The sequence below is a fragment of the Streptomyces sp. SID13666 genome (assembly GCF_010548325.1).
Lineage (GTDB): Bacteria > Actinomycetota > Actinomycetes > Streptomycetales > Streptomycetaceae > Actinacidiphila > Actinacidiphila fildesensis.
This window is the reverse complement of the sequence record NZ_JAAGLX010000176.1, coordinates 1-470: the sequence shown is the minus strand read 5'-3', so window position 1 is coordinate 470 and position 470 is coordinate 1. Positions and strand designations below refer to the sequence as shown.

The 470-nt window shown below is 77.0% G+C and carries 1 protein-coding gene; it reads left to right on the top strand.

All coding sequences use genetic code 11. The features are described from left to right. Positions 1-470: PP2C family protein-serine/threonine phosphatase (locus G3I60_RS43970; protein WP_164608579.1), on the top strand; the 470-nt coding region annotated here is incomplete at both ends.

Sequence of the window (470 nt, the reverse complement as noted above, 5' to 3'; positions counted from 1 at the left end):
CCGCGCCGCGGTCGGCCACGGCGCCACCGGCGGCGACCGGGTGGCCGGCGGCGCCACCGGGGCGACCTGCCTGTACGCGGTCTACGACCCGGTCTCCCGCGAACTGGCCGTCGCCAGCGCCGGCCACCCGCCGCCCGTACTGGTCCTGCCGGACGGCGGGACCCAGGTCGTGGACGTCAGCGTCGGGCCGGTGCTCGTAGTGGGCGGCCTGCCCTTCGAGACCACCGAGATCCAGCTGCCGGAGGGCAGCCTCGTCGCCCTGTTCACGGACGGGCTGGTCGAGCCCACCGAGGGCGACCCGGACCTCGGAATCGCCCTGCTGGCCCGGACCCTCGCGGACGGTCACGACGCGCACGCCTCGCTGGAGGACCGCTGCGACCGGGTCCTGTCCGCCCTGCTGCCGAAGAACCCCGGCGACGACGTCGCCCTGGTGCTGGCCCGCACCCGCGCCCTGGACGCCGGGCACGTCC